Below are 26,780 nucleotides of genomic sequence, written 5' to 3'. Positions count from 1 at the left end.
CGAGTGGTGGGGCAAGAGCGTTTTGCTTACTTTTGCGCTGTTCAAAAGTGAGCCGCTGTAAGAGCGGAACCAATAGCAGCCGTTACCGCAGCAACGGATATGCCCCCCCAAGAAAACTTTCCTCCCCCGAGCGTGACCCAGATCCCACAACCCGTTGATTAATGATGGCATCCGCTCAGCTATACTCCTCTCCATTTGAATGGCCCTCGAGGAATTACTGTGAAGAACTGGACCTTGCGCCAACGGATTTTGGCGAGCTTTGCGGTCATCATCGCGATCATGCTGCTGATGGTAGTGGTCTCGTATTCACGCCTGTTGAAGATCGAGGCTGGCGAAGAGTCAGTCCGCGATGACGCAGTCCCCGGGGTCTACCTAAGCTCCATGATCCGCAGCGCATGGGTCGACAGCTACCTCGACACCCTCGACATCATCGGCCTGCGCAAAGACAAGACACTCACCGAAGCCGACAAGGCCGACTACAAGTCCTTCGAAGCGCGCATCATCACGCAAATGACCAATTACAAGGCAACTATCAACGGCGCTGAGGATCAGGCCGAGTTCGATAAGTTCGAAGCCCTGCACCAGGCCTACAACAAGGCTTTGGCCGCAGTCACTGAAAACCTGCAGCGCAATGACGTCGCCGCCGCCCGCAAAGTGTTCGACGAAGAGCTGACCCCGACCTGGACCGCAGGCCGCATGAAGCTCAACGACATCATCACCGAAAACAAAAACGTCGCGGACCGCGCCACCAACGCTATCGACGACGCCGTGTCCGCTGCAAAAATCAGCATGGGCGTCTCGCTGATCCTCGCGATCCTCGCCGCCGGCCTCTGCGGCCTGCTGCTGATGCGCGCGATCATGGCGCCGATGAAACGCATCGTCGACATCCTCGAAACCATGCGCACCGGCGACTTGAGCAAACGCCTGAACCTCGAACGCAAGGACGAATTCGGCGCAGTAGAGACCGGCTTCAACGACATGATGACCGAGCTCACCGCCCTGGTGTCCCAGGCACAGCGCTCTTCGGTACAGGTCACCACCTCGGTCACCGAGATTGCCGCGACTTCCAAGCAACAACAGGCCACGGCCACTGAAACCGCCGCGACGACCACCGAGATCGGCGCTACTTCGCGGGAGATCGCTGCTACTTCCAAGGACTTGGTCCGTACCATGACCGAAGTCTCCACCGCCGCCGACCAGGCCTCGGTGGCCGCCGGCTCCGGCCAGCAAGGCCTGGCGCGTATGGAAGAAACCATGCACTCGGTGATGGGCGCAGCTGACCTGGTAAACGCCAAGCTGGCGATCCTCAATGAGAAGGCCGGCAACATCAACCAGGTGGTGGTGACCATCGTCAAGGTCGCTGACCAGACCAACTTGTTGTCCCTCAACGCCGCCATCGAGGCCGAGAAGGCCGGTGAGTACGGTCGCGGGTTTGCCGTGGTGGCCACCGAAGTGCGGCGCCTGGCCGACCAGACCGCCGTCGCCACCTACGACATCGAACAGATGGTGCGCGAGATCCAGTCGGCGGTGTCGGCCGGGGTGATGGGCATGGACAAGTTCTCTGAAGAAGTGCGCCGTGGCATGTTCGAGGTGCAGCAGGTGGGCGAGCAGCTGTCGCAGATCATCCATCAGGTGCAGGCCCTGGCGCCACGGGTGTTGATGGTCAACGAAGGCATGCAGGCCCAGGCCACCGGCGCCGAGCAGATCAACCATGCGCTGGTGCAGTTGGGCGATGCCAGCAGCCAGACCGTGGAGTCCCTGCGTCAGGCCAGCTTTGCCATCGACGAGCTGAGCCAGGTCGCCGTCGGCCTGCGCAGCGGCGTGTCGCGTTTTAAAGTCTGATGAACGACCTCGCGGCTAAACGCGGTGCCGTTGCGGCAGTGAAGAAAGCACTGTTCCTGGTGTTTCACATCGGTAATGAACGGTATGCCCTCAAGGCCACGGAAGTGGCCGAGGTGCTGCCGCGCCTGCCGCTCAAGCCCATTGCCCATGCGCCTGCGTGGGTCGCCGGGATCTTTGCCCATCGCGGGGCAATGGTGCCGGTGATCGATCTCAGTGCCTTGACCTTCGGTACGCCGGCCCAGGCCCGCACCAGCACGCGCCTGGTGTTGGTCAATTATCAGCCGGATGCACTCACTCCGGCACGCTGGCTGGGGCTGATCCTCGAACAGGCCACCGATACCCTGCGCTGTGACCCGGCGGAGTTCCAGCCCTACGGCCTGGACAACCGCCAGGCACGTTACCTGGGCCCGGTGCGCGAAGACGAGCGTGGCTTGATGCAGTGGATCGGCGTGGCGGACCTGCTGACGGCTGACGTGCAGGCGCTGCTGTTTGCCGCGGGCGAGGAGGGTTGATGAGCAGTGATCAACGCTTCTTCGACTTCCTTAAGGAGCGCATTGGCCTGGACGTTGCCTCGGTGGGCGAAGCGATCATCGAGCGTGCCGTACGCCAGCGCAGCATGGCGCTCAGCGCGCAGACCGCCGATCAATACTGGCAGCAATTGCAGGCCTCCACCGACGAACAGCAAGCGCTGATCGAAGCGGTGATCGTCCCCGAAACCTGGTTTTTCCGTTACCCCGAATCCTTCGCCACCCTGGGCCGGCTGGCGGTCGCCCGCCTGGCCGAAATCAAGCAGATGCGCGCCCTGCGGATCCTCAGCCTGCCGTGTTCCACCGGCGAAGAACCCTATTCGATTGCCATGGCCTTGCTCGACGCCGGGCTTGCACCGCATCAGTTCAAGGTGCAGGGCATGGACGTCAGCCCGCTGTCGGTGGAGCGCGCCCGCCGTGGGGTGTACGGCAAGAATTCGTTTCGCGGCCAGGACCTCGAGTTCCGCGATCGCCACTTCACCGATCAAACCGACGGCTACCGGATTGCCGACCGGGTACGCGAACAAGTGCGCCTGCAGGTGGGCAACCTGCTGGACCCCACGCTGCTGGCCAACGAGCCCACCTACGATTTTGTGTTCTGCCGCAACCTGCTGATCTACTTCGACCAGCCGACCCAGAAGCAGGTGTTTGAAGTGCTCAAGGGCCTGACCCACCTCGACGGCGTGCTGTTTATCGGGCCTGCCGAAGGCAGCCTGCTGGGGCGCCTGGGCATGCGTTCGATTGGCGTGCCGCAGTCGTTTGCCTTCAGCCGGCATGCGGAGCCCGCGCCTGAACCGGTATTTGTGCCGATGCCCGCGCCGATTCCTCAGCGCAGTGCCGCGCCTATCCCGACCAGGCCCCGGCCGTTCAGCACCGTCAGTGCCCAAGTGGTACCGATCAAGCCGCCGCCCCCGCAGTCGGACGCCGCCGATCTGCTCAGTCAGATTGCGACCCTGGCCAATGAAGGCAAGAGCCTGGAAGCCCGTGCTGCCTGCGAGCGTTATTTGCAGAGCCATCCGCCGGCGGCCCAGGTGTTTTATTGGCTGGGCCTGCTCAGCGATGTGGCCGGCAGCGCCCTGGAAGCCCAGGGTTATTACAGAAAAGCCTTGTACCTGGAACCCCAGCACCCGCAGGCCTTGATGCACTTGGCCGCGTTGCTCGAGTCCCAGGGCGATGTCGCCGGCGCCCGGCGTTTGCAGGCTCGTGCCGCGCGCAGCGAGCGAGCTGACAGTGAGCGTAAATCATGACCCTGGATCCCGAGCTGAACCTGACCCTGGCCGATACCCAGGCCATCGATGACTGCTGGAACCGCATCGGCATCCACGGTGACAAGTCCTGCCCGTTGCTGGCCGAGCACATTCACTGTCGCAATTGCTCGGTGTATTCCGCCGCCGCCACGCGCCTGCTCGACCGTTATGCCTTGCAGCAGGACGATCACCGCCCCGTCGCGACGCCGGAAGTCGAGGGTGATGTCCTCACCCGTTCGCTGCTGATGTTCCGCCTCGGCGAAGAATGGCTGGGCATCGCCACTCGCTGCCTGGTGGAAGTGGCGCCGTTGCAGCCGATCCATTCCTTGCCCCATCAGCGTTCCCGCGCCTTGCTGGGCGTGGCCAATGTGCGTGGCGCACTGGTGGCGTGCCTCTCACTGGTGGAATTGCTGGGGCTGGACAGCACCGGCAGCGGCCCCAGTGGCGCACGAATCATGCCGCGCATGCTGATCATCGCGGCGCAGGACGGCCCCGTGGTGGTGCCGGTGGACGAAGTGGACGGTATCCATGCCATTGATGAACGCACCTTGAATGCGGCATCTGCGTCGGGCACCCAGGCCAGCGCCCGCTATACCCAAGGGGTGTTGCAGTGGAAAGGCCGCAGCCTGCGCTGGCTGGACGAGGCGCAATTGTTGTCTGCCGTGACCCGGAGCCTCACATGACCCCCGACCAGATGCGCGATGCCTCGCTGCTGGAGCTGTTCAGCCTGGAAGCCGACGCCCAGACCCAGGTGCTCAGCGCCGGCCTGCTGGCCCTGGAGCGCAACCCGACCCAGGCCGACCAGCTCGAAGCCTGCATGCGCGCCGCCCATTCCCTGAAGGGCGCGGCGCGGATTGTCGGGGTGGACGCGGGGGTCAGCGTGGCCCACGTGATGGAAGATTGCCTGGTCAGCGCCCAGGAAAGCCGCTTGTACCTGCTGCCGGAACATATCGACGCACTGCTGCAAGGCACCGATTTGCTGATGCGCATTGCCACGCCGGGCAACACCGTGGGCCCGGCGGACATCGAGTCCTATGTGGCATTGATGGAGCGGTTGCTCGATCCGTCGCAGAAAGTCGCGCCGCCCGCTGCGCCAAAGCCTGCGCCGCCGCCCACACCCGCGCCAGAACCTGAATTGTCGATGGAAGCGCTGCTGACCCTGCCGCCGGAGCCCGAGCCCGCGCCGCCGGTCAGTGCCGAACTGCCACGCCAAAATAAGCGCATGACCGAAGGCGGCGAGCGGGTGTTGCGGGTGACCGCCGAACGCTTGAACAGCCTGTTGGACCTGTCCAGCAAGTCCCTGGTGGAAACCCAGCGGCTCAAGCCTTACCTCGCCAGCTTGCAACGCCTCAAGCGCATCCAGAGCAACAGCGCCCGCGCCCTGGAAAACCTCGACGGCCACCTCAAGACCGTCGACCTGAGCCTGGAAGCCCAGGAAGCCCTGGCCGACACCCGCCGCCTGTTGAGCGAAGCCCAGGCGCTGCTCGCGGAAAAAACCGCCGAAATCGACGAGTTCGGCTGGCAGGCCGGGCAACGCGCCCAAGTCTTGTACGACACTGCGCTGGCGTGCCGCATGCGGCCGTTTGCCGACGTGCTGGCCGGGCAGGTGCGCATGGTGCGTGACCTGGGCCGCAGCCTCGGTAAACAGGTACGCCTGGAAATCGAAGGCGAGAAAACCCAGGTCGACCGCGATGTGCTGGAAAAACTCGAAGCGCCGCTGACCCATTTACTGCGCAATGCTGTGGACCACGGCATTGAAATGCCCGAGCAACGCCTGCTGGCGGGCAAACCGGCTGAAGGCCTGATCCGCCTGCGGGCGTCTCACCAGGCCGGCTTGCTGGTGTTGGAATTGAGCGACGACGGCAACGGTGTCGACCTGGAGCGCCTGCGCGGCACCATCGTCGACCGGCATTTGTCGCCGGTGGAAACCGCCCTGCGCCTGAGCGAAGAGGAACTGCTCACGTTCCTGTTCCTGCCGGGGTTCAGCCTGCGGGACAAGGTCACCGAGGTCTCGGGGCGCGGGGTCGGCCTGGATGCGGTGCAGCATATGGTGCGCCAGTTGCGCGGCGCGGTGGTACTGGAGCAGACGGCGGGGCAGGGCAGTCGCTTCCACCTGGAAGTGCCGTTGACCCTGTCGGTAGTGCGCAGCCTGGTGGTGGAAGTTGGCGAAGAGGCCTACGCCTTCCCGCTGGCCCACATCGAGCGCATGTGCGATCTTGCGCCCGACGACATCGTGCAACTGGAAGGCCGCCAGCATTTCTGGCACGAAGGCCGGCATGTCGGCCTGGTCGCCGCCAGCCAGTTGCTGCAGCGCCCGCCGGGGCAGGGCAGTCAGGAAACCCTGAAGGTCGTGGTGATCCGCGAGCGCGATGCGGTCTACGGGATTGCCGTGGAGCGTTTTATCGGCGAGCGCACGCTGGTGGTATTGCCCCTGGACGACCGGTTGGGCAAGGTCCAGGACATCTCCGCCGGAGCGTTGCTCGATGACGGTTCGGTGGTGCTGATCGTCGACGTCGAAGACATGCTGCGATCGGTGGACAAACTGCTGAATACCGGTCGTCTGGAGCGCATCGCCCGACGCACCCAGCAAACCCTCGAAGCACCGCGCAAGCGTATTCTGGTGGTGGATGACTCGCTGACCGTGCGTGAGCTGCAACGCAAATTGTTACTTAATCGCGGTTATGAAGTGGCCGTGGCGGTCGATGGCATGGATGGCTGGAACGCGCTGCGCTCCGAAGACTTCGACCTGCTGATCACGGACATTGATATGCCTCGCATGGACGGTATTGAATTGGTCACACTCTTGCGCCGTGATACTCGCCTGCAATCCCTGCCGGTGATGGTTGTTTCCTACAAGGATCGGGAAGAAGACCGTCGCCGTGGACTGGACGCCGGCGCCGACTATTATCTAGCCAAGGCCAGCTTCCATGACGATGCGCTGTTGGACGCGGTGGTGGAGCTGATTGGAGGAGCACGGGCATGAGGATTGCGATCGTCAATGACATGCCCATGGCCGTGGAGGCCTTGCGCCGGGCGTTGAGCCTAGAGCCGGCCCACGAAGTGGTGTGGGTTGCGGGCAACGGCCTGGAAGCAGTGCAGCGTTGCGCCGAGTTCACGCCCGACCTGATTCTGATGGACCTGATCATGCCGGTGATGGACGGTGTGGAGGCCACCAGGCAGATCATGGCCGAGACGCCCTGTGCGATCCTGATTGTCACCGTCGACCGCCAGGCCAACGTCAGCCGTGTATTCGAAGCCATGGGCCATGGCGCCCTGGACGTGGTTGACACGCCTGCACTGGGCGTGGGCAATCCGAAGGACGCCGCGGCACCGCTGTTGCGCAAGATCCTCAATATCGGCTGGCTGATTGGCCAGCGTGGCAGCCGCGTGCGGGCCGAGCCTGCGCCCCAGCGGGCCACGGGCAAACGCCAGAGCCTGGTGGCCATCGGTTCGTCCGCAGGCGGCCCGGCTGCCCTGGAATCCCTGCTCAAGGGCTTGCCCCGGGACTTCTCGCCGGCCATTGTGCTGGTGCAGCATGTGGACCAGGTGTTCGCCGCCGGCATGGCCGAATGGCTGAGCAGTGCCTCGGGCCTGCCGGTGCGCCTGGCCCGGGAAGGCGAGCCGCCCCAAAGCGGTGTCGTGTTGCTGGCGGGCACCAATCATCACATTCGCCTGCTGAAGAACGGCACGCTGGCCTACACCGCAGAGCCTGTGAACGAGATTTACCGGCCGTCCATCGACGTGTTTTTCGAGAGCGTCGCCAGCTACTGGAATGGCGATGCCGTTGGCGTGCTGCTGACGGGGATGGGGCGTGATGGCGCCCAGGGACTTAAGTTGATGCGTCAGCAAGGCTACCTGACCATCGCGCAGGACCAGCAAAGCTGTGCTGTTTACGGCATGCCCAAAGCGGCAGCGGCGATTGACGCGGCTGTTGAAATTCGCCCATTGGACAGAATTGCGCCACGATTGCTGGAGGTATTCGCAAAATGACCGATATCACACGCTGTCCTGGCCTGCAGGTAGTAATTCAGGTGACCGTAAATGAATGATTTGCAGCTCGACGACTTCAAGACCGACGAAAACGCCGCCATGGTGCTGCTCGTCGACGACCAGGCGATGATCGGCGAGGCCGTACGCCGGGGCCTGGCCCATGAAGACAATATCGACTTCCACTTTTGCGCCGACCCGCACCAGGCCATTGCCCAGGCGATCCGTATCAAGCCGACGGTGATCCTGCAGGACCTGGTGATGCCGGGGCTCGATGGCCTGACTCTGGTGCGCGAATACCGCAATCACCCGGCGACGCAGAACATCCCGATCATCGTGCTTTCCACCAAGGAAGACCCGCTGATCAAGAGCGCGGCGTTTGCTGCCGGGGCCAACGATTACCTGGTCAAGCTGCCCGATAACATCGAACTGGTGGCGCGCATCCGCTATCACTCGCGCTCCTACATGACCCTGTTGCAACGGGACGCGGCCTACCGGGCGCTGCGGGTCAGCCAACAGCAGTTGCTGGACACCAACCTGGTGCTGCAACGGCTGATGAACTCCGACGGCCTGACCGGGCTGTCCAATCGCCGGCATTTCGACGAATACCTGGAACTGGAATGGCGCCGCGCCATGCGTGACCAGACCCAACTGTCGCTGCTGATGATCGACGTGGACTTCTTCAAGACCTACAACGACAGTTTCGGCCACCTGGAAGGCGACGAGGCGTTACGCAAGGTGGCGGCGACCATTCGTGATGCCAGCAGCCGTCCTTCGGATTTGCCGGCGCGTTATGGCGGTGAAGAGTTTGCCCTGGTGCTGCCCAATACCTCGCCGGGCGGTGCGCGGCTGGTGGCCGAGAAGCTGCGCCAGGCGGTGGCGAGCCTGAAAATCCCGCACATTGCCCCGGCAGAAGGGGCGAGCCTGACCATCAGTATCGGCTTGGCGACCATGACCCCGGTGCAGGGCACCGATTGCCGGCAATTGATCTCGGCAGCGGACAAAGGCTTGTACCTGGCCAAGCACAATGGGCGCAATCAGGTGGGGATCGAGTAGGGAATACGGTCTGTGGGATGTCGCAGACCTAATGTGGGAGCGGGCTTGCTCGCGAATGCGGTGTGTCAGTCAATGCATCTGGCGACTGAACCTCCGCATTCGCGAGCAAGCCCGCTCCCACATTTGATCTTCATCGCTGTCTGGATGGTGCATATCCCCGCCTTTTCGGCCAAGCGGACTGCCGTTATCAGCCGTTTGTCGTTATACTCGTCGGCTTTCAAAAGTTCGCCAACGAGTGCTGCCCGCCATGGAAATCAACCCGATCCTTAACACCATCAAGGACCTGTCCGAGCGCTCCGAAACTATTCGGGGGTATCTTTGACTACGATCAAAAGCATGAGCGTCTGACCGAAGTCAATCGCGAGCTTGAAGATCCGGCTGTCTGGAACAAACCTGAATATGCCCAGGAACTGGGCCGCGAGCGCGCTGCGCTGGCGCAGATCGTCGACACCCTCGACGAATTGAACACCGGTCTGGGCGATTGCCGCGACCTGCTGGACATGGCCGTCGAAGAAAACGACGAAGGCGCAGTGGGCGATGTCGTCGCCGAGCTGGCCCGTCTCGAGGAAAATCTCGCCAAACTCGAATTCCGCCGCATGTTCAGCCATGAAATGGACCCGAACAACGCCTACCTGGACATCCAGGCCGGTTCCGGCGGCACCGAAGCCCAGGACTGGGCCAACATCCTGTTGCGCATGTACCTGCGCTGGGCCGACAAACGCGGTTTCGACGCGACCATCATGGAACTGTCGGCCGGTGAAGTCGCCGGCATCAAGGGCGCGACCGTGCACATCAAGGGCGAATACGCCTTTGGCTGGCTGCGGACCGAGATCGGCGTACACCGCCTGGTGCGCAAGAGCCCGTTCGACTCCGGCAACCGTCGCCACACGTCGTTCTCCGCCGTTTTCGTCTCGCCAGAGATCGACGACAAGGTGGAAATCGAGATCAACCCGGCAGACCTGCGGATCGACACCTACCGTTCCTCCGGTGCCGGTGGCCAGCACGTAAACACCACCGACTCGGCCGTACGTATTACCCACGTACCGACCAATACCGTGGTGAGCTGCCAGAACGAACGTTCCCAGCACGCGAACAAGGACACCGCCATGAAAATGCTGCGGGCCAAGTTGTACGAGCAGGAAATGCAGAAACGCAACGCCGCGTCCCAGGCGCTGGAAGACACCAAGTCGGATATCGGCTGGGGTCACCAGATCCGCTCGTATGTGCTCGACGCGTCGCGGATCAAGGATCTGCGTACCAACATCGAACGCAGCGACTGCGACAAGGTGCTCGACGGTGATATCGACGAATACCTGGAAGCCAGCCTGAAATCTGGCCTGTAACTCCTTTGTAGGAGCCGGCTTGCCGGCGATCCCCGGCCGCAGGCCGGGGACAACGAACCTGATGGAAAATTTAAAGACATGAGCGACCAACAACTCGACCCGCAAGCCCTGCAACAGGAAGAAAACTCCCTGATCGCCCTGCGCAAGGAAAAGCTTGCTGCCGAGCGCGCCAAGGGCAATGCCTTCCCGAACGACTTCCGCCGCGAAAACTACTGCGATGCCTTGCAGAAACAGTACGCGGACAAGACCAAGGAAGAGCTGGCAGAGGCTGCAATTCCGGTCAAGGTTGCCGGTCGCATCATGCTCAACCGTGGCTCGTTCATGGTGATCCAGGACATGACCGGTCGCATCCAGGTCTACGTCAACCGTAAAACCCTGTCCGAAGAAACCCTGGCCTCGGTGAAAACCTGGGACATGGGCGACATCATTGCCGCCGAAGGCACCCTGGCGCGTTCCGGCAAGGGTGACCTGTACGTTGAAATGACCAGCGTGCGCCTGCTGACCAAATCCCTGCGCCCGCTGCCGGACAAGCACCACGGCCTGACCGACACCGAGCAGCGCTATCGCCAGCGCTACGTTGACCTGATCGTCAACGAAGAAGTGCGCCAGACCTTCCGCGTGCGTTCGCAGGTTATTGCGCACATCCGCAGCTTCCTGATGAAGCGTGACTTCCTCGAAGTTGAAACACCGATGCTGCAAACCATCCCGGGTGGTGCCGCAGCCAAGCCGTTCGAAACCCACCACAACGCGCTGGACATGGAAATGTTCCTGCGTATTGCGCCTGAGCTGTACCTCAAGCGGCTTGTTGTTGGCGGCTTCGAAAAAGTGTTCGAGATCAACCGCAACTTCCGTAACGAAGGCGTTTCGACCCGTCACAACCCTGAATTCACCATGTTGGAGTTCTACCAGGCCTACGCCGACTACGAAGACAACATGGACCTGACCGAGGAACTGTTCCGCGAACTGGCGCAACTGGTCCTGGGCACCACCGACGTGCCATACGGCGACAAGGTGTTCCACTTCGGCGAGCCGTTCGTGCGCCTGTCGGTGTTCGACTCGATCCTCAAGTACAACCCTGAGCTGACCGCCGATGACCTGAACGACATCGACAAGGCCCGCGCCATCGCCAAGAAAGCCGGCGCCAAGGTGCTGGGCTTCGAAGGCCTGGGCAAATTGCAGGTGATGATTTTCGAAGAGCTGGTGGAGCACAAGCTGGAGCAGCCGCACTTCATTACCCAGTACCCGTTCGAAGTGTCGCCGCTGGCCCGTCGCAACGATGACAACCCGAACGTCACCGACCGTTTCGAGCTGTTCATCGGCGGCCGTGAAATCGCCAACGCCTACTCCGAGCTGAACGATGCCGAAGACCAGGCCGAGCGCTTCATGGCCCAGGTGGCCGACAAGGACGCTGGCGACGACGAGGCGATGCACTACGACGCCGACTTCGTACGCGCCCTGGAATACGGCATGCCGCCTACCGCCGGTGAAGGTATCGGCATCGACCGGTTGGTGATGTTGTTGACCAACTCGCCGTCGATCCGTGACGTGATCTTGTTCCCGCACATGCGGCCACAAGCGTAACCGTAGCGAAATCCGAAGCCGCCTTTTATAAGGCGGCTTTTTTATGTGGCGTTTATAAGCGTCAAGTAAACAGCACCAGGTGATCGTTCCCACGCTCCGCGTGGGAACGCAGCCCGTGACGCTCCGCGTCACACTGTGGAGGAAGATCCGTCGTGAACCGCGTAATGGCTCAAAAGGGTGCCGCCGGCATTGCCGCTGCCGTGGCTGAAAGTGTTCAGTACCAGGGCCGCAAGGCCAGTCGCCGGGGCAGTGAGCAGCGCAGGCAGGACATTCTCGATGCAGCGATGCGCATCGTGGTACGCGAAGGCGTGCGTGCCGTGCGTCACCGTGCGGTGGCGGCGGAAGCCGGTGTGCCGTTGTCGGCCACCACCTATTACTTCAAGGACATCGACGACCTGCTCACCGACACCTTCGCCCAATATGTGGAGCGCAGCGCCGCGTTCATGGGCAAGTTGTGGGTGCGTAACGAAGGCCTGCTGCGCGAGATGGTGGCTTATGGCGACGGCAGCCCGCAGTCGCGCTCGCAACTGGCCGATGACATCGCGCGCCTGACCGCCGATTACGTGCAACGCCAATTGCTCAACCGCCGTGAGCACCTGATGGCCGAGCAGGCGTTTCGCCAGGAAGCGCTGCTGAACCCGCGCCTGGCCGAGCTGGTGCGCTCCCACCAGCAAATCCTGCTGCAGGGCACTTGCCAGTTTTTCCAGGTATTGGGTTCCCGCGAGCCGCAACAGGATGCCAAAGTGTTGACGGCGATTATCGGTCGGATGGAATATCAGGGCCTGCTGGGCGGCGCAGAGCCTCTGACCAGCGAAGAAATGCTTGAGATCCTCAAGCGTTACATGCATTTGGTGTTGGCTTCGGTCTGACACAGGGGATTGTCCAATGAAAGCCTGGCGCGTCGTCGTGATCGCCTTGTCGTTCCTGTTGCTCAGCGGTTGCCTGGTGACCTTCAAGGACCCGTTGCCCGCCAGCGAGGCGGCGCCTGATGGTCTGCTTGGCAAATGGGCCAGCAAAAACGCCTGGGGTGAGCCGCTCAACCTGCAAATCAGCCGCGTCGGTGAGCACCGCTACAAAGCCGTGAGCTACCCTAAGGCCAAGCCGGGCCAGCGGGATGAATACCTGTTCACGGTTTCCCGGCATGGCAGCCGCTGGTATCTGTCGGCGCCATTGCCGGCCAGGTTCGGCGGGCATTACATCCTCGCCGGGTTCGAATTGAATGATGAGCACGAGCTGGTGGTCTACAACCTCGACCTGGATCAGGTCCACCAGGCGGTCGGCCAGAAGGTCCTGAGTGGCAGCACCGTCGAAACCGTCGAGGGTGCCGGTGTGTTGATCGACAGTTCCATGGCCCGGGTATTTGCGTACCTGGATGATCCGGCCAATGCCGATGTGTTCGTCGAAGCCGTGCGCTACCAGCGTGCAGGCAAATAACGTTTAAAGAGGAAGTACCGGGTGGACGATTACCAGCAGACGATACGCGCCTTGTCCGATCGCATTGTGCTGGCGCAAACACCGATTCGCGTCCTCGACGCCGTGAAGTGGGACGAGAATATTCGCCAGGGATTCCTCAAGGCCAAGGGCAAGGAAATGCCGGCGGTGGACCGCGACTACTACCTGACCCGGCCGCTGTCGTTCGATTCCAGCGCGGTGAAGCTGGAGTTCCAGAACATCGAGCGTGACATCACCCGCCAGCTTGGCCAGTTCAACCCGGTCGGGCAGATCATGCGGCGCATGTGCAAGGAGTACCGCATGGTGGTGCGCATGCTCGAAGCGCGGGGCACCGAGGATTTCGGCCTGATCTCCCAGGAGCTGTATGGCGCCGCTTCCGATGCGTTCCATGCCGGTGACCCGACCCTGGCCGACCTCGGCCTGATGATGTCGGACTACCTGAACAATATCGATGGCCGTGGCGACCTCAAGGACGAAGCCAAGACCCTGACCGCCAAGGACGCCGTCAACCTGCTGCAGAGCCGCCTGAACAAGGTATTCGGCGAGGCCGAGGAAACCATCCGGGTGTTTGAGTCCGACGGTATCGTGGCGGATGCGGCGGCAGGTGCCGACTACATCAAGATCCGCGCCGACGCGATGTTCAACGACCGCGACGTGCGCGCCCTGGAGGTCCATGAAGGCCTGGTGCACGTGGGCACCACCCTCAATGGGCAAAACCAGCCGATCTGCACCTTCCTGTCCAAGGGCCCGCCCTCGTCGACCGTGACCCAGGAAGGCCTGGCGATCCTGATGGAAATCATCACCTTCGCCTCCTACCCCAGCCGCCTGCGCAAGCTGACCAACCGCACTCGCGCCATTCATATGGTGGAGCAGGGAGCCGACTTCCTGCAGGTGTTCGAGTTCTTCCGTGAGCAGGGCTTTGAGATGGCGGAAAGCTACGGCAATGCGAGCCGGGTTTTCCGTGGGTCGACGCCTACGGGTCTGCCGTTTACCAAGGATTTGTCCTACCTCAAGGGCTTTATCATGGTTTACAACTACATTCAGTTGGCCGTGCGCAAAGGCAAGCTGGAGCAAGTGCCGTTGTTGTTCTGCGGCAAGACCACCCTGGAAGACATGCGTACCCTGCGCCAACTGGTGGACGAAGGCCTGGTGGTGCCACCCAAATACCTGCCGGATCAGTTCCGCGACATGAATGCGTTGGCGGCGTGGATGTGTTTCTCCAACTTCCTCAACCATTTGAGCCTGGACCGGATCGAGGCGGATTACTCCAATATCCTTTAACGATATCTCTGAAGGAACTCAGTCAAAATGTGGGAGCGGGCTTGCTCGCGAATGCGGTGTATCAGCAACAGATGTGGTTACTGAATCACCGCATTCGCGAGCAAGCCCGCTCCCACCTTTGATCTCCATAGGTCTTCAGGATCGTTCCCAACCCATTCACGAGGCTTCAACGGATGAGAATCCTCGGCATTCTTTGCCTGCTACTGACCCTTAACGGCTGCAGCTCCTTATTGTTCTATCCGGAGCGCGGCATGCCGTTCACCCCGGAAAAGGCTCGCCTGCAATACCGTGACGTCACATTGACCACCGCCGATGGCCTGAAGCTCCACGCCTGGTGGCTGCCGGCCAAGGCCGGCGTGCCGCTCAAGGGCACGGTGCTGCACCTGCACGGCAATGGCGGCAATCTCGCCTGGCACCTCGGCGGCAGTTGGTGGCTGCCGGAGCAGGGCTATCAAGTGCTGTTGGTGGACTATCGCGGCTACGGGTTGTCCGAAGGCGAACCTTCGCTGCCGGCGGTTTACCAGGACATCGACGCCGCTTTCAAGTGGATCGACAACGCCCCCGAAACCCAGGGCCAGCCACTGATCGTGCTGGGCCAAAGCCTGGGCGGCGCGCTAGTGGTGCACTACCTGGCGGAACATCCCGAACGTCAGCCGCAGCTCAAGGCGCTGGTACTGGACGGTGTGCCGGCCAGTTATCGTGACGTAGGACAATTCGCCCTCAGCACCTCCTGGCTAACATGGCCGTTCCAGGTGCCGTTGTCGTGGCTGGTGCCGGACGGCGACAGTGCGATCAACGCCATGCCCCGGCTGACCGGCGTGCCGAAATTGTTGTTCCATAGCCTGGATGACCCGATCGTGCCGCTCTCCAACGGCATTCGCCTGTATCAGGCTGCGCCGCCACCGCGGGTGCTGCAACTGACCCGGGGTGGCCACGTGCAAACCTTTGCCGACAAGACCTGGCAAACCGTGATGCTGCGCTACCTGGACGACCCCCAGCATTTCAACGGGCTGCGCCGCCTGGGGGAAATCCCCAATTACCCGGCGGCCCCGAACTCCAACGCAGAGAACCCGCAATGAGCGAAGAACGCAACATGATCCCCCTGATCCTCACCGGCATCGGCACCATCATCGGTACTGTTGGCTGCCTGTGGTACTACGGCTATTTGCACTTCGCCAAGCCCGAGGATGCGTTGCTGCTCAGCGACTTCACCATGCTCAAGACCGTGCCGGGCGAGGATTACAAAATCTCCCTGACCCCGGCCGCCCAGGTGGCGCAATGCGTTGATGGCGTACTGGTGCTGTTTGATACCGAACAGAAAGGGCTGACCGGCGTACTGGTCAACAGCAAGAAGCAGGCAGTGCGTTGCATGGGGCAGGAAACGCCGCAATTGGAGCAGTAGCGCGAGTCAAGTGGGAAAGGTCTGGAACCATTTTAAGTGGATTGCCACAGATTCCGTACTGGCCAGCAGCGCTGGATCGGTTATCTCGGATACTTAATTTGGAGTCACTTGAATGGACATTCCTCGCGTAAACAACTCGTCTTCCCCATTCACTGCCGGTGCGGGGGGAGGTGATTCGCGACTTCAGCAATTGGAACAAGATATTCAGAAGTTGAAGAACCAGATCGCCCAAGGAGGCGGTGGTGCACAGGGCGCGCAGGGCGAAGAAAGCCTTGAGGAAAGGCTCAAGAGGCTCGAGGCGGAGCTGGCCCAACTCAAAGGGCAGGAGCAGGATAACTCGGCGCAAGTAAGCTACTGACCCGATGCTCTTGAAGCGCACTGGGACCTCTTGATTCCTGGCCTGCAAATAAAAGAATCCCGCCATTTGGCGGGATTTTTCATGCGGCCTCAAACGATCATTCAGCGACGGAGCGGGCGGCGTGGTGTGCGGGCTGGGCCCTCCGGTGCAGTCGTAGTTGATGATGGAAATATCTGGAACCGTATTGCGTAACGCACCACAGAAGCGATGTGATTTACACGAGTCGGGGCGAGAAGGTGGCGATAGATATTGCTGCAATAAGCAACATGGTGAACATGCTCAGGGGGCACGAGAAGCTGGAAATGCTCGACGCCGAGGATCATAAGCTCAAGCACTTGCTCGACAAGCTGTCGGAACATGGCTACGGCGGGAAGATAGAGCTACCAGCCGAGGATCCCAACCGACCTGTCCGGTTCGACGACCCGAAAAAAAACCCACAGTAACGTGGGTTTTTTTTCCAGCATCAATCGATCAGTTGGCCATCGAAGAACGTGGCTTGACCGGCTGGTTGTCGTTGGAGATGGTCACTTCAACGCGGCGGTTCATGGCGCGGCCCGAAACGCTGCCGTTATCGGCAACCGGGTATTCCTTGCCATAGCCCTGGGTCACGATGCGCGAGATATCCACACCCTGGTTGGCCAGTGCGCGCTGTACGGAAGCGGCGCGGCGCTCGGACAGGCTCTGGTTGTACGAGTCGGAACCGGTGCTGTCGGTGTAGCCTTCGACAATCACTTTACGGTCCGGGTTATCGCGCAGGAACTGCGCCAGCTTGGTGATATTCACCAGGCCGCTGGACTTGAGGTCTGACTTGTTGGTGGCGAACAGCACGTCACCAAAGGTCACCAGTGTGCCGCGATCAGTCTGCTTGGCGTTCAAGCTGTCTTGCAGTTGCTTGATCTGCGCGTCACGGGCCTGCAGCAGGGCGCGGGCACGTTCGTCACCGGCGTTTTTCAGCTTGGCTTCGGACTCACGCAGGACGATGGTGTCCTTGGCCACTTCAACGCGCTGGTTGGTCAGGTAGGCCAGTTGGTCGACCTTCTTCTGGTCTTCCTTGTCGCGGTAGGCCTTGTCAGCCTTGTCCAGCCAGTCGCTGGCGTCTTTGGTTTCCAGCGCCGCTACTTTGGTGGCTTGCGGGTTGGCTTGCAGGGCCGAGAAGTTGGTCCGAGCATTTTCCAGGTTCTGGTTCGGCGGGGTGGAGCAAGCCGCCAGAGCAACGCTCATCGCCAGCAGGGCAGGGATCATCAATTGTTTACGCATAGTCGTGTCGTCCTTTCAATTCGGTTTCGGGTGCAATGCAATCAGGGGCGGCGGCTTATTGTTGCGGCTGGATCACGGCCGGGCGCATGCCTTCCTGACGCAGCTCCTGAACAGCTTTCTGGGAATCCTTCACAGCCTGTTCGGCCTTGGCAGCCTGGGCTTTACGCTCTGCTACGCGAGCGTCCCACTCGGACTGTTCGGCCAGGCGACGGGCTTCGTCGTAGTTCTTGTCGTGCATGGCGATTTCAGCTTGCTTCAGTTTGTCCTGGGCAGACTTCATCTCCACGGCTGCGAACTCGGTACCGCCGGCGCTGACAGCGCTGTTCACCGCAGATTGGGTAACAGCGTATTGCTCGGTCGGCGGGTTGCCGGCGCAGCCAGCCAGTACGAAGCTGGTGCCGATTGCCAGCGCGGCCAATTTAAGCCCGCGCAGGTGGTTAAACGAGGTTTTGGCAGTGCTGGTCTTCATCGTCTTCAACTCCATTAGGTAACTCCTGAAAAACATCAAATCCATCTCCGGCTTGCAGTGTCTGCGGGGCCCGGCGGTTAGCTCAGGACGCCTATTCAAACGGCTGTTCCAAGTGATGGCTTACTGGCTGTGACCGGAGGCTTTTTTGAATAGTTCAGCGAAGATGGCGATTTGCCTAAAAAAATATTTGACTGAACGGTCAGCGTTTAAAAGTTGGAACTTTTGCATGGCGCAGCGGTATCCAGGGCCTGTGGGAGGCCCTGGATACGGGAGGTTAAGGGTTTTGAGGCGCAGGTTTACTAGTGTTTCTGCTTGTCGGACTGAGCTGACAAATCGTGCAGGTAACGCCGTGACAGGCTGAGAAAACGTGGGGTTGGGCCGACATCCTCATACAGCGGATCGCCTTCCTCATCGGTCGCAATCACCTGCTTGCCCTTGATGTAGGGAAAGCTCGCTTCCAGCTCTTCGAGGGCTGCGCCAATCAACTCGCCGAGCAGTTCTTCGGTATGGCGTTTGGGGTACATCTCGGAGATCGCCGCCAGCCTGGCGGCGGCTTCCACGTCCAGATGGATGGCGTATTCGGTTTTGGTCAGGCGACCCTTGGCGTTTTCTTCCCAATGCTGGGCCAGTTCTCGGATTTTCATGGCAACCTCAATGGAGCCCACGGTACGCGGGCGATGATGAGTGACCAGCCGGCCAGCGCGGATAACGCTGCGGCTTACTGTTGAGACTAGCTGCAACTCACAAGGTTTAAAGTTCCTTGTAAGACGTCGCCGTGGGCGGCACTCTTGAAGATCAAAGCGTCCCGGATTTTCTGCTGGAGATTGGCTGATGAGCGATATCGATGCACGTTTGCGTGAGGATGTTCACCTGCTGGGTGAACTGTTGGGCAACACGATTCGAGAACAGTACGGCGATGAATTCCTCGACAAGATCGAGCAGATCCGTAAAGGCGCCAAGGCCGACCGCCGTGGCGCAGCCTCGGAGCAGGTGGCCGGCGAAGAGCTGAGCGCCAGCCTCAATCAACTCAAGGAAGACGAACTGCTGCCGGTGGCGCGGGCCTTCAACCAGTTTCTCAACCTGGCCAATATCGCCGAACAGTATCAGTTGATCCACCGCCGTGATGAATCAACCCCGGCGCCGTTCGAGTCGCGGGTGCTGCCGGAACTGCTGGCGCGCCTGCAGAGTGAAGGCCACAGCAGCGAATCCCTGGCGCGCCAGTTGGGTCGGTTGGAAATCGAACTGGTGCTCACCGCTCACCCCACCGAAGTCGCCCGCCGCACCCTGATCCAGAAATACGACGCCATCGCCGCACAACTGGCCCTGCAGGATCACCGCGACCTCACCACCGCCGAGCGCGAGCAGATCCGCAATCGCCTGCAACGCCTGATCGCTGAAGCCTGGCACACCGAAGAAATTCGCCGCACCCGGCCCACGCCGGTAGACGAAGCCAAGTGGGGCTTTGCGGTGATCGAGCATTCGTTGTGGCACGCCATCCCGAATTATTTGCGCAAGGCCGATCACGCCTTGCACGCGGCTACCGGCCTGCGCCTGCCTCTGGAGGCCGCGCCGATTCGCTTCGCTTCCTGGATGGGCGGCGACCGCGACGGCAACCCCAACGTCACCGCCCCGGTCACCCGCGAAGTGCTGTTGCTGGCGCGCTGGATGGCGGCTGACCTGTACTTGCGCGACATCGACCACCTCGCCTCCGAACTGTCGATGCAACAGGCCAGCCCGGCATTGCAGGCCAAGGTGGGTGACAGCGTCGAACCTTACCGGGCGTTGCTCAAGCAATTGCGTGAGCGGCTGCGCGCCACACGCCAATGGGCCCACACCTCGTTGACCAGCACCACGCCGGCGCCCGCCGATGTGCTGCAAAATAACCGCGACCTGCTCGAGCCTTTGCAACTGTGCTACGAGTCGCTGCATAGCTGCGGCATGGGCGTGATTGCCGACGGCCCGCTGCTGGATTGCTTGCGTCGGGCGGTCACGTTCGGGCTGTTCCTGGTGCGCCTCGACGTACGCCAGGACTCCACCCGCCACTGCGCGGCCATGACCGAAATCACCGACTACCTGGGCCTTGGCCGGTACGAGGATTGGGACGAAGAGGCGCGCATCAGCTTCCTGATGAAGGAACTGGCCAACCGTCGACCCCTGTTGCCAGGCTACTTCAAGCCTTCGGCAGACACCGCCGAAGTGCTGAACACCTGTAAGGAAATCGCTGCCGCACCGGCTGCGTCCCTGGGTTCCTACGTCATCTCCATGGCCGGCGCCGCGTCGGACGTGTTGGCCGTGCAACTGCTGCTCAAGGAGTCCGGCGTACAACGGCCGATGCGTGTGGTGCCGTTGTTCGAGACTCTGGCTGACCTGGACAACGCAGGCCCGGTGATCGAGAAACTGCTGCTGTTGCCGGGTTATCGCGCCCGTCTGCAAGGCCCGCAGGAAGTAATGATCGGCTACTCGGATTCGGCCAAGGACGCGGGCACTACCGCCGCCGCCTGGGCGCAATACCGGGCCCAGGAACGGCTGGTGGAAATCTGCCGCGAACAACAAGTCGAACTGCTGCTGTTCCACGGTCGTGGCGGCACTGTAGGCCGCGGCGGCGGCCCGGCTCACGCGGCGATTCTGTCGCAGCCTCCGGGGTCGGTGGCGGGGCGTTTCCGCACCACTGAGCAAGGCGAGATGATCCGCTTCAAGTTCGGCCTGCCGGACATCGCCGAGCAGAACCTCAACCTGTATCTGGCGGCGGTGCTGGAGGCAACCTTGCTGCCACCGCCACCACCGGAACCGGCGTGGCGCCACCTGATGGACGAATTGGCCGCCGACGGTGTCAGCGCTTACCGCGCCGTGGTGCGGGAAAATCCGCAGTTCGTCGAGTATTTCCGCCAGTCCACGCCGGAGCAGGAGTTGGGTCGCTTGCCCCTGGGCAGTCGTCCGGCCAAGCGCCGGGCTGGTGGCATTGAAAGCCTGCGGGCGATCCCGTGGATCTTCGGCTGGACCCAGACCCGCCTGATGCTGCCCGCCTGGCTCGGCTGGGAAGCGGCGTTGAACAATGCCCTGGAGCGGGGCGAAGGCGAGTTGCTGGGGCAGATGCGCGAGCAGTGGCCGTTCTTCCGTACGCGCATCGATATGCTGGAAATGGTGCTGGCCAAGGCCGACGCCGACATCGCCCGGCTGTATGACGAGCGATTGGTGCAGCCCGATCTGCTGCCATTGGGCGCGCACTTACGCGACCTATTGTCGCAGGCGTGCAGTGTGGTGCTTGGCCTGACTGGCCAGTCTCAGCTGCTGGCCCACAGCCCCGATACGCTGGAGTTCATCCGCCTGCGCAACACCTACCTGGACCCGTTGCACCTGCTGCAGGCCGAATTGCTGGCCCGATCGCGACAACAGGAAGCGGCACAGGACAGCCCTCTGGAACAGGCGCTGCTGGTGTCTGTGGCCGGTATTGCCGCTGGTTTGCGCAACACCGGCTGACATTTATGGCGTGTTCTCAATAGCTTGCAGATACCCCGCGCCGGTCGCCGTAAAATTGGCGACCGGCGTTTTGCTGTCAGGGTTGTACCTGCTTGTAAAGCCAGCGCGGCGCGGGTTTCTCCTACTTTCGGCGGCTTGTGTGGTTTGGGCCTGCTGTGTATCTTGATCAGCCTTTGGCCGTTTGTGCGGCCTGGACCCAAAATTTCCGAGATTGGCCCCACGCGGCGAATCCGAGCGTCATCTCTATAAAAAATTGAGGAGCACATCGATGCGCGTCATTCTGCTGGGAGCTCCCGGGGCCGGTAAAGGTACTCAGGCAAAGTTCATCACTGAAAAATTCGGCATTCCACAAATCTCCACCGGCGACATGCTGCGTGCGGCCGTCAAGGCCGGCACCGAGCTGGGCCTGATCGCTAAGAGCGTGATGGACAGCGGCGGCCTGGTCTCCGATGACCTGATCATCAACCTGGTCAAGGAACGCATCAGCCAGGACGACTGCAAGAACGGTTTCCTGTTCGATGGCTTCCCGCGCACCATTCCCCAGGCTGAAGCGCTGGTGAAGGCCGGCGTCGAGCTGGACAACGTGGTGGAAATCGCCGTTGAAGACGAAGAGATCGTGCAGCGTATTGCCGGTCGTCGTGTTCACGAGGCCTCGGGCCGCGTCTACCACATCGTCTACAACCCGCCGAAAGTCGCGGGCAAGGACGATGTCACCGGCGAAGATCTGGTGCAGCGTAAGGACGACACCGAAGAGACCGTGCGTCATCGCCTGTCGGTCTACCATTCCCAGACCAAGCCGCTGGTGGACTTCTACCAGAAACTCTCGGCCGCCCAGGGCAAGCCGAAGTACAGCCACATCGAAGGTGTGGGTTCGGTTGAAGCCATCACTGGCAAAGTACTGGAAGCGCTGATCTGATCGTTCATCCGCTTGATTGACAACGGCCCGCTTGCGGGCCGTTGTTGTTTATACTGACGCACTTTTTTTCAACGTGGATGCATACACCGATGAGCACCTTGCTGGCCCTGGACACCGCGACTGAAGCTTGCTCCGTTGCCCTGCTGCACGATGGCAAGGTTACGAGCCACTACGAGGTGATCCCGCGCCTGCACGCGCAGAAGCTGTTGCCGATGATCAAGCAATTGCTGCTGGACGCGGACACCACCTTGTCGGCAGTGGACGCCATCGCATTCGGGCGCGGCCCGGGCGCGTTCACCGGCGTGCGCATCGCTATCGGTGTGGTCCAGGGGTTGGCGTTTGCGCTGGAGCGTCCGGTGTTGCCGGTGTCCAACCTGGCGGTGCTGGCGCAGCGCGCGTTTCGCGAACACGGCGCCAACCAGGTCGCGGCGGCCATCGATGCGCGCATGGATGAAGTGTATTGGGGCTGCTACCGCGAAACCGCTGGCGAGATGCGCCTGATCGGCGCTGAAGCCGTGCTGCCACCTGAAGCGGCGGCGTTGCCGGGCGATGCCAGCGGCGACTGGTTCGGTGCCGGCACCGGCTGGGGCTACGGCGAGCGCATTGGCGTGACGCTTGCCGGCCAGGATGCCGGGATGCTGCCCCACGCCGAAGACCTGCTGGCCCTGGCACGCTTTGCCTGGGAGCGAGGCGAGGCGATTCCGGCGGACCAGGCGGCGCCCGTGTACCTGCGGGATAAAGTGGCGCAGACCAAGGCTGAACGCGGGATTATTTGACGTCAAAAGTGCGGGCAATTTCAGACAAAAATAGCCAATCGTCAGAATTTGCCCGCGCTTTTAAACCTTTTACCAATTATGTGTTCTAGTTATCACCAGAGCATTTGCGCGCCATGGAAAGCGCCACTAAAATGCCATCACCGATACCGAGTTCGCATGTATGCGCATAGACGGCTTTTCATCACAGTCCTACCCCCTCAAGCGCAAGCCTCGCAAGGCGAACGTGACGGTAGACGACTCCGTCGAAGACTCGCCCGATTTTGTTGAAATCCAGTCCGACAACACTGCTGTTTCAACCCGTTCCCAGGGTTCCGGCGGTGCACGCACCAGCGGCGTTCCTGCCCGCCAGCAAGACATGATCTTCCCGCGCTCCATGAGCAAAAACGTCGCCAATGCCCTGGCCAGCTACCTGACCACTGCCGGCTTTGTCGAATGGGATATGGAAGTGCTGGGCCTCGATATCCATATCTGATGCTGTTGCCTTACTACCTCGGTTGTCCGTCCTGGAGTGAAAACGCCTGGCGCGAATACCTGTATCCCGCCGACGCCCGCTCCAGCGATTACCTTGCCCTGTATTCCCAGGTCTTCAACGCCGTCGAGGGCAACACCACGTTCTACGCCCGTCCTTCCGTCGCTACCGTGCAGCGCTGGGCTGAAATCATGCCCGAGCATTTTCGCTTCACGGCCAAGTTTCCGGGGGATATCAGCCACAGCGGCAACCTGATCGAGCAGTTGCCGGCGGCGGAAAGTTTCCTGGGGTTGATGAGCCCGTTGGGCGAGCGTATTTCGCCGTTGTGGCTGCAGCTGCCGGCCAGTTTTACCCCGCAGCGCCTGGGTGAGTTGGCCGGGTTTATCGACGGGCTGGAGCGACCGTTGGCGGTGGAGGTGCGTCACTCGGAGTTTTTCGCCAAGGGCGATGCCGAGCGCAGTCTCAACCGCTTGCTGCGCGACCGCGGTGTCGAGCGCATCTGCCTGGACCCGCGTGCGTTGTTCAGTTGCACCTCCACCTCGGCAGCCGTGCTGCACGCCCAATCGAAAAAGCCCAAGGTGCCGCCTCGCCCGGCGGCGCTGACGCAGTTTCCGCAAGTGCGCTTTATTGGCCATCCGGAGTTGGAAGCCAATGATCCGTTCCTGGTGCCCTGGATTGAAAAGGTCGCCGGCTGGATCGAAGAGGGGCGTACGCCCTACGTGTTTCTTCACACTTCCGACAACCGCCTGGCCGCCCAACTGGCCTTGCGCTTTCATGAGAAATTGATGCTGCGCTTGCCCGGCTTGCCGGCATTGCCCACCCTGCATCGAGAACCCGCAGCGGAGCAACTGGGGTTACTCTAAGGCTCCTTTTCCCGACAGGAGTCAGTCATGGATGCCCAAACCCTTCGCGCCGAAACCTTCAAGGCCCTGCACGAGCGTGACCGCGCGTTCGTGATGCCCAATCCATGGGATGCCGGCTCCGCAAAAATGCTCGCCAGCCTGGGGTTTGAAGCCCTGGCCACCACCAGCGCCGGCTTTGCCTTCAGCCTCGGCCGCCCGGATGCCGAAGGTGCGTTGTCCCTGGAAGACACCTTGGGCAATGCCGGGGCGATCGTCCAGGCGACCTCGCTGCCCGTCGCCGCCGACCTGGAAAACTGCTTCAGTGACACCCCTGAAGGCTGCGCCGAGACTATCCTGCGGGCGGCAGCGACTGGGATTGTCGGTGGCTCCATCGAAGACACCACCGGAATTGCCGTCGACCCGATCTATCCCTTTGACCTTTCCGTGGAGCGCGTCGAAGCCGCAGTCGCCGCTGCCCGCAGTTTGCCATTCCCCTTCACCCTGACCGCCCGCGCGGAAAACCTCCTGCATGGCCGGCTGGATTTGCCCGACACCATTCGCCGCCTGCAGGCCTACGCCGAAGCTGGCGCCGACGTGCTCTATGCACCGGCCCTGCGCAGTGCCGAGGAAGTATTGGCGGTGGTGAAGGCGGTTGCACCCAAGCCCGTGAATATCTTGATGTCAGGCGCCCTGAAACTCAGCGTGGCGCAGTTGAGCGAGATGGGCGTCAAGCGCATCAGCGTCGGCTCGGCCATGGCCCTGGCGGCTTATGGCGAGTTCTTCAGGGCGGCCCAGGAGGTTCATGAGTTGGGCACGTTTACCTTCACTGAGCGCTCGATGCCGTTCAGCCAGGCCAATCAACTGTTCAAGGGCTGAGGCGTGCGTTTCTTCAAGGTGCTGGGCGTGCTGCTGGTGTTGGCAGGTGGTGTGTTGGTTGGCGTGTGGCGGGGCTGGGTGCCGCTGCCCGATGAGTGGAACCCGTGGGCGCCGCTGGACGTGCGGGCAAGCCCGAACCTGCTGACCCGATTCAAGCTTGGGCGTTTGCAGGATGATCCTGCCCTATGTGACCAAGTGCTGAAGACCTCCGGGCTGCGGGTCGCCCATCAGGCGGACAGCCCTGCCGACGCGGCTTGCCCGCTGCGCAATACATTGCGGGTCCAAGGCGCTGATGTCGGCTTGAGCAGCAGCTTTCTCGCCAGTTGCCCGCTGGCCGTGGCGTTCGCCCTGTTCGAGCGTCATAGCCTGCAACCAGCGGCCCAGGCGGTGTTTGGCCAGGCAGTGACGCGGGTCGATCACCTGGGCAGCTTTGCCTGTCGCAATATCTACAACCGCGCCAACGGGCGACTCAGCCAGCACGCGTCGGCCAATGCGTTGGATATCGCCGGGTTTCGCCTGGCGGACGGGCGCACCATCAGTGTGCTCAAGGATTGGCCGGGTGACGGCGAGCGTGCGCGCTTCCTGCGGCAAGTGCGCGACGGCGCCTGCAAGGATTTCAATGTGGTGTTGAGCCCGGATTACAACGCCGCCCACCGTAATCACTTTCATCTGGACATGGGTCGGTGGTGGGTGTGTCGCTGAGGGTCAGGCGGCCAGGCGCAGGTTGTGCAGGATCAGCGGACGCGCCCAGCGGCTGTCGAAATCCAGGGCTTTCTGTTGCTCAACCAGCTCTTCTGCCGGGAACGGTGGCGGTGGTGGTGGCAGCAGGTCCAGTTCGAATTCGGCGATCGGCAAATGCAGCGGGCGTGGTTGCGGCGCGGGACCCGGTTCGGGCAGCGGTTGGCCGGCGGCCAGGACGATCGGGCGCACCCAGGCGCTTTCGAAGTTTTGCTGCTTTTGCTGGGCGACCACTTCTTCCGCCGGGTACGGTGGCGGGGCCGGTGGCAGCAGTTCCAGTTCGAATTCGGCGATAGGCAGGAACAGCGGCTCGGGCGGGGCGATCTCGGTGTCTGTCACATCACAGGCGCGCTGGGTGACGATCTGCGACAGCAGGTCACTGCCTTCGCTGGGTTCTACCGCCGGGTCCACAGGTTTCGCCACCGACTTGGTGAGCGCGCCCGGCGTGTCGCCGAGCTGTTCGGCCAACGCCTGGGCGAAGAAGTCCTGCCACACATGACTGACGCCGGCCAGCGCTTGGGTATTGCGCAGGCCGAAGTGGTTGTGGGTCGGCAGTACACCGGTGAATAGCGAAGGAATGTCTGACATTTCTCTCGATCGTCGCTCAGCTCTGGCAAAATGCCGGATCCTTTTTTTTATCGGCCGCTTTTTGCCGATCCTTAATATTTTTGAGCGTAGTCACCGATGAGCGAACAACCAGCGGCCAGCCGCATTCGGGTCGAGGCCTTGGCCGAAGGTTTTCAGGCACGTGCGCAGCACTGGGCCGAGCAGCTGGGGTTGCCTTTGCAACTGGATGAGGCGGACTTTGCCTTGCAGGTGGGGGAGCAGGGGCTGCAGTTGCAACAGCTGGGGCCTGAGGCGCCGGGGCCGGTGCGGGTGGATTT

27 protein-coding genes and 1 pseudogene are annotated in these 26,780 nt (G+C 61.8%); 24 read left to right on the top strand and 4 right to left on the bottom strand.

What is annotated here, in order from left to right:
• Nucleotides 1-219: 219 nt before the first annotated feature.
• From AC3WKX_RS30385 to AC3WKX_RS30310, 16 genes are all read left to right on the top strand, one after another.
• A complete protein-coding gene (locus AC3WKX_RS30385) occupies nt 220-1,842 on the top strand; it encodes a methyl-accepting chemotaxis protein (protein WP_102606066.1) in 1,623 nt (540 codons plus the stop codon).
• Entirely contained in the window at nt 1,842-2,354 is a 513-nt protein-coding gene (locus tag AC3WKX_RS30380; RefSeq protein WP_102368206.1) for a chemotaxis protein CheW, read from the top strand. Before AC3WKX_RS30385 ends, AC3WKX_RS30380 begins: the two co-directional genes overlap by 1 nt.
• A complete protein-coding gene (locus AC3WKX_RS30375; protein ID WP_102606065.1) occupies nt 2,354-3,616 on the top strand; it encodes a CheR family methyltransferase in 1,263 nt (420 codons plus the stop codon). The genes AC3WKX_RS30380 and AC3WKX_RS30375 overlap by 1 nt, the downstream gene beginning before the upstream one ends.
• The gene (locus AC3WKX_RS30370) at nt 3,613-4,299 is read left to right on the top strand and encodes a chemotaxis protein CheW (protein ID WP_102368208.1); all 687 of its coding nucleotides are present in this window, start codon (nt 3,613-3,615) and stop codon (nt 4,297-4,299) included. The genes AC3WKX_RS30375 and AC3WKX_RS30370 overlap by 4 nt, the downstream gene beginning before the upstream one ends.
• Nucleotides 4,296-6,599: a hybrid sensor histidine kinase/response regulator gene (locus AC3WKX_RS30365; protein ID WP_102368209.1), complete on the top strand. Its 2,304-nt coding sequence runs from the start codon at nt 4,296-4,298 to the stop codon at nt 6,597-6,599. Before AC3WKX_RS30370 ends, AC3WKX_RS30365 begins: the two co-directional genes overlap by 4 nt.
• Complete coding sequence (locus AC3WKX_RS30360; protein ID WP_003219250.1) at nt 6,596-7,606, top strand: chemotaxis response regulator protein-glutamate methylesterase; 1,011 nt, start codon at nt 6,596-6,598, stop codon at nt 7,604-7,606. The genes AC3WKX_RS30365 and AC3WKX_RS30360 overlap by 4 nt, the downstream gene beginning before the upstream one ends.
• 51 nt (nt 7,607-7,657) lie before the next feature.
• Nucleotides 7,658-8,659: a diguanylate cyclase gene (locus AC3WKX_RS30355; RefSeq protein WP_003219248.1), complete on the top strand. Its 1,002-nt coding sequence runs from the start codon at nt 7,658-7,660 to the stop codon at nt 8,657-8,659.
• Nucleotides 8,660-8,906: 247 nt separating this feature from the next.
• Nucleotides 8,907-10,002, top strand: a protein-coding gene (prfB, locus tag AC3WKX_RS30350) for a peptide chain release factor 2 (RefSeq protein WP_096236834.1) whose coding sequence is annotated in 2 segments (ribosomal slippage) — nt 8,907-8,978 and nt 8,980-10,002 — 1,095 coding nt in all. Because the reading frame shifts where the segments join, the coding sequence is not laid out codon by codon here.
• A gap of 78 nt (nt 10,003-10,080) precedes the next feature.
• The gene (lysS, locus tag AC3WKX_RS30345) at nt 10,081-11,583 is read left to right on the top strand and encodes a lysine--tRNA ligase (protein ID WP_003219243.1); all 1,503 of its coding nucleotides are present in this window, start codon (nt 10,081-10,083) and stop codon (nt 11,581-11,583) included.
• A gap of 152 nt (nt 11,584-11,735) precedes the next feature.
• Nucleotides 11,736-12,452 (top strand): TetR/AcrR family transcriptional regulator, encoded by a 717-nt coding sequence (locus AC3WKX_RS30340; protein ID WP_023659125.1) that lies wholly within the window; start codon nt 11,736-11,738, stop codon nt 12,450-12,452.
• Nucleotides 12,453-12,468: 16 nt separating this feature from the next.
• Complete coding sequence (locus AC3WKX_RS30335) at nt 12,469-13,017, top strand: hypothetical protein (protein ID WP_008431109.1); 549 nt, start codon at nt 12,469-12,471, stop codon at nt 13,015-13,017.
• Nucleotides 13,018-13,038: 21 nt separating this feature from the next.
• On the top strand, nt 13,039-14,316 hold the full coding sequence (locus AC3WKX_RS30330; RefSeq protein WP_003219237.1) for a flavohemoglobin expression-modulating QEGLA motif protein: 1,278 nt from the start codon (nt 13,039-13,041) through the stop codon (nt 14,314-14,316).
• 173 nt (nt 14,317-14,489) lie between these two features.
• Entirely contained in the window at nt 14,490-15,395 is a 906-nt protein-coding gene (locus AC3WKX_RS30325; protein WP_032898691.1) for an alpha/beta hydrolase, read from the top strand.
• The gene (locus AC3WKX_RS30320) at nt 15,392-15,718 is read left to right on the top strand and encodes a PA3694 family proteiin (protein WP_003219233.1); all 327 of its coding nucleotides are present in this window, start codon (nt 15,392-15,394) and stop codon (nt 15,716-15,718) included. Before AC3WKX_RS30325 ends, AC3WKX_RS30320 begins: the two co-directional genes overlap by 4 nt.
• Nucleotides 15,719-15,830: 112 nt before the next feature.
• Nucleotides 15,831-16,076 carry a hypothetical protein gene (locus tag AC3WKX_RS30315; protein WP_008431105.1) on the top strand — a complete coding sequence of 82 codons (246 nt, stop codon included), beginning with the start codon at nt 15,831-15,833 and terminating at the stop codon, nt 16,074-16,076.
• Nucleotides 16,077-16,285: 209 nt separating this feature from the next.
• Nucleotides 16,286-16,519 carry a hypothetical protein gene (locus AC3WKX_RS30310; protein ID WP_008431103.1) on the top strand — a complete coding sequence of 78 codons (234 nt, stop codon included), beginning with the start codon at nt 16,286-16,288 and terminating at the stop codon, nt 16,517-16,519.
• A gap of 28 nt (nt 16,520-16,547) precedes the next feature.
• Here the strand turns inward: AC3WKX_RS30310 and lptF are convergent, their stop codons facing one another.
• The 3 genes from lptF to AC3WKX_RS30295 all read right to left on the bottom strand — a co-directional run bounded on the left by lptF (nt 16,548) and on the right by AC3WKX_RS30295 (nt 18,446).
• On the bottom strand, nt 16,548-17,333 hold the full coding sequence (gene lptF, locus AC3WKX_RS30305; protein WP_003219227.1) for a lipotoxin F family OmpA-related lipoprotein LptF: 786 nt from the start codon (nt 17,331-17,333) through the stop codon (nt 16,548-16,550).
• Nucleotides 17,334-17,388: 55 nt separating this feature from the next.
• Entirely contained in the window at nt 17,389-17,817 is a 429-nt protein-coding gene (locus AC3WKX_RS30300) for a DUF4398 domain-containing protein (RefSeq protein ID WP_003219226.1), read from the bottom strand.
• 284 nt (nt 17,818-18,101) lie between these two features.
• Complete coding sequence (locus AC3WKX_RS30295; protein WP_003219222.1) at nt 18,102-18,446, bottom strand: hypothetical protein; 345 nt, start codon at nt 18,444-18,446, stop codon at nt 18,102-18,104.
• A gap of 187 nt (nt 18,447-18,633) precedes the next feature.
• On the opposite strand from AC3WKX_RS30295, the gene ppc reads away from it, so the two are divergent.
• The 7 genes from ppc (at nt 18,634) to AC3WKX_RS30260 (ending at nt 25,860) form a co-directional block, all read left to right on the top strand.
• On the top strand, nt 18,634-21,279 hold the full coding sequence (gene ppc, locus AC3WKX_RS30290; RefSeq protein ID WP_102368213.1) for a phosphoenolpyruvate carboxylase: 2,646 nt from the start codon (nt 18,634-18,636) through the stop codon (nt 21,277-21,279).
• A 268-nt stretch (nt 21,280-21,547) separates the two neighbouring features.
• A complete protein-coding gene (adk, locus tag AC3WKX_RS30285; RefSeq protein ID WP_008431098.1) occupies nt 21,548-22,195 on the top strand; it encodes an adenylate kinase in 648 nt (215 codons plus the stop codon).
• Nucleotides 22,196-22,284: 89 nt separating this feature from the next.
• Complete coding sequence (gene tsaB / locus AC3WKX_RS30280; RefSeq protein WP_102606063.1) at nt 22,285-22,971, top strand: tRNA (adenosine(37)-N6)-threonylcarbamoyltransferase complex dimerization subunit type 1 TsaB; 687 nt, start codon at nt 22,285-22,287, stop codon at nt 22,969-22,971.
• A 160-nt stretch (nt 22,972-23,131) separates the two neighbouring features.
• Nucleotides 23,132-23,443, top strand: a complete 312-nt coding sequence (locus tag AC3WKX_RS30275; protein WP_003219213.1) for a hypothetical protein — start codon at nt 23,132-23,134, stop codon at nt 23,441-23,443.
• On the top strand, nt 23,443-24,303 hold the full coding sequence (locus AC3WKX_RS30270) for a DUF72 domain-containing protein (RefSeq protein ID WP_003219211.1): 861 nt from the start codon (nt 23,443-23,445) through the stop codon (nt 24,301-24,303). The genes AC3WKX_RS30275 and AC3WKX_RS30270 overlap by 1 nt, the downstream gene beginning before the upstream one ends.
• Nucleotides 24,304-24,330: 27 nt before the next feature.
• Entirely contained in the window at nt 24,331-25,158 is an 828-nt protein-coding gene (locus AC3WKX_RS30265; RefSeq protein ID WP_102606062.1) for an isocitrate lyase/PEP mutase family protein, read from the top strand.
• Between the two features lie 3 nt (nt 25,159-25,161).
• Nucleotides 25,162-25,860 (top strand): extensin-like domain-containing protein, encoded by a 699-nt coding sequence (locus AC3WKX_RS30260; protein WP_087695213.1) that lies wholly within the window; start codon nt 25,162-25,164, stop codon nt 25,858-25,860.
• 3 nt (nt 25,861-25,863) lie between these two features.
• Here AC3WKX_RS30260 and AC3WKX_RS30255 read toward each other — a convergent pair whose 3' ends face one another.
• The gene (locus AC3WKX_RS30255; RefSeq protein WP_102606061.1) at nt 25,864-26,484 is read right to left on the bottom strand and encodes an energy transducer TonB; all 621 of its coding nucleotides are present in this window, start codon (nt 26,482-26,484) and stop codon (nt 25,864-25,866) included.
• A gap of 96 nt (nt 26,485-26,580) precedes the next feature.
• On the opposite strand from AC3WKX_RS30255, the pseudogene AC3WKX_RS30250 reads away from it, so the two are divergent.
• A pseudogene (locus tag AC3WKX_RS30250) lies at nt 26,581-26,780 on the top strand (class I SAM-dependent methyltransferase); the annotation flags it as partial.

This window comes from Pseudomonas sp. GP01-A4 (assembly GCF_058780865.1).
Note: the sequence above shows the minus strand (reverse complement) of the source record. Positions and strands in the feature narration are given on the sequence as shown.